This is a genomic window from Salinivirga sp., from assembly GCF_035268865.1.
Taxonomy (GTDB): Bacteria; Bacteroidota; Bacteroidia; order Bacteroidales; family Salinivirgaceae; genus Salinivirga.
On the sequence record NZ_DATFKB010000023.1, the window covers coordinates 1 to 8,596 of the forward strand.

General features: G+C 38.6%; 5 protein-coding genes. All 5 read left to right on the forward strand.

The window, feature by feature from the left end; genetic code table 11:
• The coding region (locus VJ937_RS01475; protein WP_324065145.1) for an InlB B-repeat-containing protein at positions 1-628 on the forward strand (628 nt) is incomplete at its 5' end.
• Between the two features lie 147 nt (positions 629-775).
• Positions 776-2,536, forward strand: a complete 1,761-nt coding sequence (locus VJ937_RS01480) for a 7TM diverse intracellular signaling domain-containing protein (RefSeq protein WP_324065146.1) — start codon at positions 776-778, stop codon at positions 2,534-2,536.
• An 80-nt stretch (positions 2,537-2,616) separates the two neighbouring features.
• A complete protein-coding gene (locus tag VJ937_RS01485) occupies positions 2,617-5,208 on the forward strand; it encodes an alpha-amylase family glycosyl hydrolase (RefSeq protein WP_324065147.1) in 2,592 nt (863 codons plus the stop codon).
• Positions 5,209-5,327: 119 nt separating this feature from the next.
• Positions 5,328-7,172, forward strand: a complete 1,845-nt coding sequence (locus tag VJ937_RS01490) for a hypothetical protein (RefSeq protein ID WP_324065148.1) — start codon at positions 5,328-5,330, stop codon at positions 7,170-7,172.
• A partial coding sequence (locus tag VJ937_RS01495; RefSeq protein WP_324065149.1) for a DUF3857 and transglutaminase domain-containing protein occupies positions 7,169-8,596 on the forward strand: 1,428 nt, incomplete at its 3' end. The genes VJ937_RS01490 and VJ937_RS01495, both read left to right, overlap by 4 nt.

The following is an 8,596-nucleotide window of genomic DNA, read 5'->3' on the forward strand; positions in this document are numbered from 1 at the left end:
CGATGCCGCTTCCATCACAGCCACACCCGCAGCTGGTTACGAATTTGTAAACTGGACAGGCGATACGGATCATATTGACGATGCCACAGCCGCCAGTGCCACGGTAACCATGCCCGCGGGGGATGTAACACTTACTGCAAACTTTGCTGCTATTGATTACACACTCACACTGAACGCCACGCCAGTCGAAGGCGGAACAGTAACAGGCGACGGAACATACAACGTGGGCGATGCCGCTTCCATCACAGCCACTCCTGCCGGGGATTACGACTTCATAAAATGGACCGATGAGGATGATAATTTAATCAGTGAAGATGCAACGTACGAATATACCATGCCACCCAGTGATGTGGTGTTAACTGCTGTTTTCGAAAGTGGAAATTCGATTGATGAAAATGCTGATATTTCACTGAAAATTTATCCGAATCCATTCGATCAGATTATTTACATAGAAAATGCGACGAGTATTACTAAAGTTGAGCTTCTGACTATAACCGGCGAATTGATTCATATAGCAAACGGACCGATAAATGAGATAAATACCGAAGGTACTGAGCCGGGTATTTATTTGTTAAAAATAACAGATCGCGAAGGTAAGGTTTCTATACAGAAGCTAATCAGGCGCTAAGTCTCAAATCGCTATACAAAGGGGCCGTCCATACATTATTTGGGCGGCCTTTTTTATGAGATTATCGTTAATCATCTTTCTTAATGCTATTACTTCTCTGTTTTTTCCCTGATATATTCTATATTTGAATAAGATTAAAATCAGATTTTGCATAATGTTATGGGTGGCTTTCGGGAAAAATTTGAATCCTCTATTGCTGTAATTACTTTTTTATTAGTTGTACTGGCATCTTTCTTTATTTTTAATAACAAAGATAAAAATACTGAATCATACAGTAATGGACTTTTTGTGGATATGGATAAGAGAGAAGTGGTTTCGCTTGAAGGTCCTATGGAGTTTTACTGGAAAAAACTTTATACACCAAACGATTTCCATCGATTAAATATTGAAGAAGCTGACACACTATTTTTTCCTGATCCATGGAACGGCAATATAGTCAATGAAAAGGAATTGCAGGGTAAGGGTTATTCTACATTTCGTACAAACCTTTTTTTTGATTCATTGCAACCCCTGGCTATATTGATTGATGATTATTGCAATTCATTCAAATTATGGATTAATGGTGAACTCGTCGCAAAATCTGGCAGCGTGGGACGTAATTATGCTTCGACAAAATCTGTTAAGGTAAATTCAATTGCATATTTTACACCGCGAAAAGGTTCCAATGAATTTGTGCTTCAAACGGCAAATTATGATGAGAAATATGGTGGTTTCCGGCAGGCATTCCTAATAGGAACCGAAGACAAAATAGTGCAAAAAAGGAATGATGTGCAGGTGATCGATACCCTGGTGCTCGGTTTTTTACTGACTACTTTTCTGTATTATCTGGGCCTATTCATATTTGTGCCCTCTGAAAAGAGTCTTTTGTATTTTAGTTTATTGGTCTTCTTTATTTTTTTGCGACAACTGTTACTTGGACATGCAGGTATAATGGATGAATGGATAAATACACATGTCCATTTTTATTTGAAAACTACCATTGCCGCTGCACTCGCATCATCTTTGATGGTGTTTTTTGTTTTTCGTTCAGTATTTCCAAAATTCATGGCGCGGAAAGTTTTCAATATTTATCGTGGATTTATGCTAATATTTTTAGTGTTTACCTTTATTTTTCCCATTTACCATGTGTCAGTAGGTATGCATTATATTCAAATAGTCGTACTGGGGAGTATGACTTATATTTTTTATTTGGCCCTAAGGGCCTTTAGGAAAGCGGATAAGGAAAAGCGCTTAATAGCCTTGGGGATGATATTATTTTTGATAACTGTGGTGCTGGAAGCTTTAATTTTTAATCGACAGATTAGTACTGAATATATTTTACATTACGGACTGGTGGTTTTCATTGTTTTTGAATCTTATGCTTTCGGAGTTAAGTTATCAAAAACCTACCAGCAAAATGTAAATCTCAACAAACAGTTAGAGTTTCAGAATAAAAACCTACAACGTCTTGTCGATGAGAAAACTACTGAAATAGTAGAGGCTAAAGAACGGGAGCTGTTTTCTGCAATGCTACAAAAATCATCAGCCGATAAGTTTCTTCTGCAATTGAAAGATGATTTGTCAAAGTTAAAAATAGACAATAGAAAAGATGATAAAAAGCTAATCGACATTATGAAATCTCTGGAGCTATCTGTGGAACATGAAGAACTTGATAATCATTTGCTACATTTTGAGAAAATTCATCCACATTTTTTTGAGGTTTTGCAGGAACAAAATCCTGATTTGACTCAAAATGAATTAAAGTTATGTGCATATCTAAAATTAAATTTGAGCTATAAAGATATTGCTAATATTTTGCATGTGCAGCCTGAGTCTGTTAGAAAGGCCAAATCGCGTATGCGTCGTAAAATGGGGTTGTCATCAGACAGACAGGTACGTGATTACTTGTTAGCTATTAAAACAGGGTGAAGCGGAAAGGCGAAACTTTTTGGTTCAATTTTAGTATACTCAAAGGGTCTTAAATTACGTAAATTTTTTAAACTAAACATATGCAAACCAATCGGGTAATCTTACTTTCCATTACGCTAATAAGCATTTTTGTTTTTATAAGTTTTAAGGGTTTTGCCCAAAATTATAATCTAACATTTCGCGTTGATATGAGCCAGCAAACTCTTTCACCTGATGGGGTACACGTTGCCGGTGATTTTCAACAGCAGGCCGGGTATGCCTCAAATTGGGATCCCGCTGCAACTGAACTTACAGATGCTGACAATGATGAAATTTATGAAGTAACAGTATCATTACCTGCAGGTACTTATTTATATAAATTTATCAATGGGGATGACTGGGGAGAAACAGCCGAATCGCCCTCCTCAGATTGCGCCATTGATGATGGTGGTGGCAATATGAACCGTCAGGTTGTTTTACCCGATCAGAATCGTGTGTTACCTGTTGTAATGTTCGATTCATGCAATGCATTTGTTCAATTTTCAGTGAACATGAACCAGGAAAACGTTTCTGCAAATGGGGTACATGTAATGGGCAATTTTCAGGAAGCTGCAGGTTTTTCCGACAATTGGGGTCCGGCAGCTATTGCAATGCAGGACTTGAACAGCGACAATGTTTATGAGGCTGAAGTTCAAATGCCGCCTGGCAATTATCAATATGTGTATGTAAATGGAAACAACACGGCTGGAGCTGAAAACCCACCAACAGATTGTACTGTTGATGATGGCAGTGGAAATCGTGTGCGGGAGTTGAATGCTGAAGTTGGAGGAATGCCGGAACCAACCTATACTTTTAATTCTTGCACCATTGAAAATTCCATTCCTGATTATGAAACACACTGGTGGAACGATGCCGTATTTTATGAAATTTTTGTGCGTAGTTTCAAAGACAGCGATGGCGATGGTATTGGCGATTTCCAGGGTATTATTGACCAGCTTGACTATTTAAACGATGGTGACCCGTCCACAACCGACGATTTGGGAATCACTGGAATTTGGCTCATGCCCATGATGGAATCACCATCTTATCATGGTTATGATGCCACTGATTATTACGCTACAGAACCCGATTATGGCACCATGGCCGATTTTGAAGAATTGGTGGCTGAAGCGCATGCACGGGGAATTAAAATTATTCTCGATCTGGTACTGAATCATTGTTCCAGTCAACACCCCTGGTTTACACAATCAGCCAACAACGAAAATAATTACCGTGACTGGTTCGTCTGGTCCGACACCGATCCGGGTTTTAATGGCCCATGGGGCCAGGATGTATGGCATTACATGAATGGAAGTTACTATTATGGCCTTTTCTGGTCTGGTATGCCGGACTTAAACTACAACCATGAACCCGTAAAAACCGAAATGTTCAATGTGGCAGAATACTGGCTCAACAAGGGTGTGGATGGTTTCAGACTCGATGCCATCAAATACCTTGACGAAGATGGAAATATTCTTGAAAACACCCCGGAAACATTTCAGCTTCTGGAAGATTTTAACGATATGTATAAAGGTGTGAATCCCGAAGCTTTTACAGTGGGAGAGGTATGGTCCAATACAGAAAGTATTGTTCCTTATGTTTCAAACGATCGATTAGATGTGTGTTTCGAGTTCGATTTGGCCGGATCAATTATCAATAGCGTGCAATCAGCCAATCCGGGAGCTCTACAAACAACATTTCAAAATGTGCAAAATAGTTATGCCCGATTGCAGTATGCCACATTCCTTACAAATCACGATATGGACCGGGTGTACAGTATGCTTAATGAAAATACTGCAGATATGAAACTTGCAGCCTCAACATATCTTACAATGCCTGGCATTCCATTTATTTATTATGGTGAGGAAGTTGGTATGACAGGTACAGGATCTGATGAGAATTTCCGCCGGCCTATGCAGTGGTCAGCTAATGCCAATGCAGGCTTCTCCACAGTTTCACCCTGGCTGGCACTGGGTGACAATTATACGACACACAATGTGGCAGATATGGAAACAGATGCAAATTCATTGCTGGAATACTACAAAAAATTGATCCACATCCGCAATGAGCATACACCGCTACAAAGAGGTTATCTTTTACAGGTTGACAATGATAATAATAATTTGCTTACCTATGCCCGGATTGGTGAGGGTGAAGCCGTAGTTGTAGTTTCGAACTATGGAGCGACAGGTGTACAGCCAACCATGTCCTTGGCTATGTCGTCTCTTGCAGCAGGTAATTATGCTGTAACCGAATTAATATCTGGCACCACCCTCGACAGTCTCACAATAAATGCAAATGGAGGCTTTGATTCATGGCAACCCGGGACAGCCGGGGTAGCATCTAAAGGTACCGCCATTTTTTATATCAAAAGCGGAGCCGGTGTCGGAATGTTAGACTTAGCAAAGGGATCAGAACATTTTTCCATTTATCCCAACCCGGCCACAGAAAAAGTCACTATTTCTGCTTCAAACGCAATAGATGGCTCAATGCAGGTTCAAATTTTTGATCTAAATGGAAAACTGCTTTTACAGGATAACTTTAATGCTTCGAGAACTATATTAAATATTTCAGCCTTAGAACCCGGCGTATATTTCATGCGCTGTGCCACTTTGCGCCATAACGAAATAAAAAGATTAGTGGTTGCTGAATAAAACACATTTGTTGTTACGATAAAAACTTATACTTTTGTAACATTAAAGTGCAGTATCTATAATTTTAAAATATAGATTACTGCATTTTTTTTTAATGCAATAGTTTTATACCAACATCTATGAGAGCTTTTCTGCTGTTTTTTATCTTTACCTTGAGTCTGCAAATAAATATGGGCCTGGCACAGGTACTTGATTATTCAACTTCGATTACCATCGACAATAATAAGAAGGTTACAGAGACCACCTATCTGATTCAAATCAACCAAAAAGAAAGTGCACATTTATCCGATATTGCAATTTATCACGACGCCAAAGATAGATTTAAACTTCTGGAGGCTTATGTCATGGACGCAAATGGCGACAAGGTTAAAAAAGTAAGAAAACGTGATGTAAAGACCAGAAATCGTCGCACTTATAGCACATTTTATCAGGATGATTTAATTGAAGAGTTCGATCTGCATTGGAGTACCTATCCGCATCTGATCAAATACGCTTATCGCATTATTGAAAAAGATTTTGTTTTTATAGCAAATTGGACACCCTATATTAAGGCTGACCTCAAGGTTAAAAGCAGTACTTTAACGGTTGATATCCGCAAAGACTTTGATTTTCAATCAGAATACGCTGATGCGTTCAGCTTTAAGAATAGTGATGAAAAAGGACGGAAAGTTCTGGAATGGAATCTTGGAAGTTATGAAACGCCCGAAGATGAAGCTCTTGCACCTCCACTGGCAGAGCTTATTCCCAGGGTTATTATAGTTCCACAAAAATTTGAGTATGGTGTAGAAGGTTCGTCAGAGAACTGGCAAACTTTCGGTATATGGCAATCAAATTTAAATGCCGGCACAGACCTGCTAACGACCAGTGAGAAAGAAAAAGTAGATAAATTAATCAAAGGTATTGATAGCAACCGCGAGATTGCCAGAACTTTGTATCATTATATGCAGGATAATACCCATTATATTAATGTTTCAATTGATTTTGGCGGTCTAAAGTCATACCCGGCTTCTTATGTGTGCGACAATAAATATGGCGACTGCAAGGCCTTAACTACCTATATGAAGGCATTGTTGAAATATGCCGGTATTGAATCTTTCTATACAAAAATTCGTGCTGGTGAGAATACGGCTTCAATAAATGAGAATTTGCCCTCGCAGCAGTTTAATCATGTGATTTTGTGTGTGCCGATGGAGCAAGATACCATTTGGCTTGAAAATACTTCAGGCACTGCACCATTTAATTACCTCGGTAGTTTTACCCAGAATCGTAAAGCTCTTGTGGTAAATGGTGACCAAAGCAAACTTGTAAAAACACGGGCATTGAACCTGGGGGATGTAATCGAACAGCGTAATTACAGATTCACCATAAAAAAAGATGGGGCTGGAAAAGTAAGCATCGACCAAAAACTCAGGGGTGATGCATTTGAAGCTGTTAATTATTATAAAAGACAGGCCAGTGAATCAGATCAAAAGGATTTTTTGAACCGTATCTCTAAAGTTGGCCATTTTACATTGAAAAATTGGAGCTTTAAAAAGGTTAATCGTGATGCTAAAGAGATTACCGTAAGTATGAATGGGATTGTCAAAAATCAATTTAGGGAGATTGGACAAATGCTGGTTCTGAAACCCCTGGAAATGGATATACCGGAACTTGAAGTGCCCTCTAAAAGAACGCATGATCTGAAAATTGCTATGCCTGTAAATATTTTTGATTCGGCTGTTTATAACATGCCTTTTCACGATCGATTCAATGTAAATGTACCCCAGGACACAATTATTCAGTCAGTCTATGGCATTTACCGGCATCGATATGAAGAACGAGATAGTACAATCACGGTTACACAGCGCTTTCAAATGTATCCGGGCCGTTTCCCAAAAGCGAAGTATAAAGATTTTTACGAATTTATAGAATCAATTTTCGAATATCGAAAACAGTCAGTAATTGTTTTAAACCCTAAAGAATGAAGTACATTGTAATTGCATTGCTTTTGCTTGTTCCCGGATATGTATCCGGTCAGCTTGAAGATCAGAAATTTGGCGTAATCTCGCAAAAAGAGATTGATATGGAATCCTATCCGGAAGATCCTGAAGCCGGAGCTGTAGTCTTATTTGATAAAGGAAAATCTATTTTCTTTGACTACAGGGGCGCTTATGATATCAGGTTTACAAGACACAAGAGAATAAAAATATTCGATAACTCAGAGCTTGACTATGCCGAGGTTTCAATACCATTTTATGAAGATGGATATGATGCCACAGAAAAGGTGGTCTCCATAAAGGCCGTAACTTATAACTTCGAAAATGGGCGTATTATTAAACAGGAACTTGACCCGTCAACCGTTTATGTTGAGCGTATTAATGAAAAATGGCGTAGCAAAAAGTTTGTACTGCCACAGGTAAAAGCAGGATCTATTATCGAGTACGAATATGTACTGGAAACGCCTTTTCATTTTAATTTGCCTGACTGGACATTCCAACATAGAATTCCCACAATTTACAGTAGTTATGAGGTGAGGATGATACCTTTTTACGAATATGTTTTTTTGGCACAGGGCATCAAAGAGTTTGACCACCAGGAGTCCTACGTCGACAACAGAGTAAGGCAATGGGGCGATGTAAATAAAGTTTACGGTAAAAATGTAGGCAGTGGCGTTGAATTTAAAGAATACGTGCATAAATATGTAATGAAAGATGTACCTGCATTTAAAGATGAAGCTTATATCAGCTCTATTGATGACTATATAATGAAGCTCGACTTTCAGCTTGCAAAACTCCATCGTCCGCAAGGTAGCACAGAAGAGATTATTTCTACCTGGCCTGAATTGAATAATGATCTTCTGGATGCTGATCATTTTGGTAAATATCTGAAAAAAGCTAAACGCTTTGCAAAAAAGATACTTGAAGACGAATTACAGATTGCTACTGATAATTCCATGCTTAAAGCCAGAAAAATAGTCAATTATGCTAAAAACAGTTTCAAATGGAATGGCGATTATGATAAGTATGCTATAAAATCTGCTAGAGATTTTTACAAAACAAGAGTGGGCAATGCTGCAGAAATAAATTTATTTGTGATTGCTCTTATGAGAAGAGCCGGAATTGATGCTGAACCTGTGATTCTGAGTACGCGAAACCATGGGAAAATTAACGCAAATTACCCTTTCACCAAATTTTTTAATTATGTGATTATTTTAATCAAAGGTGATACACCTTTTTTGACTGATGCTACCGAATCCCAACTACCCTATAACAGAATACCACCTCGATGTATCAATCAAAGTGGTTTGCTTGTAGAGGAAGATCAGGAGAACTGGGTGGATTTACAACACAATATTCCTGCATCGGAGTTACATCAGGTTTTTCTGTCGCCAAACCCTGAAACCGGGAAG

Bases quoted from the DNA above. Each gene is read 5' to 3' on its own strand.
- VJ937_RS01485 (WP_324065147.1), top strand. From the start codon at position 2,617: ATGCAAACCAATCGGGTAATCTTACTTTCCATTACGCTAATAAGCATT.
- VJ937_RS01490 (WP_324065148.1), top strand. From the start codon at position 5,328: ATGAGAGCTTTTCTGCTGTTTTTTATCTTTACCTTGAGTCTGCAAATA.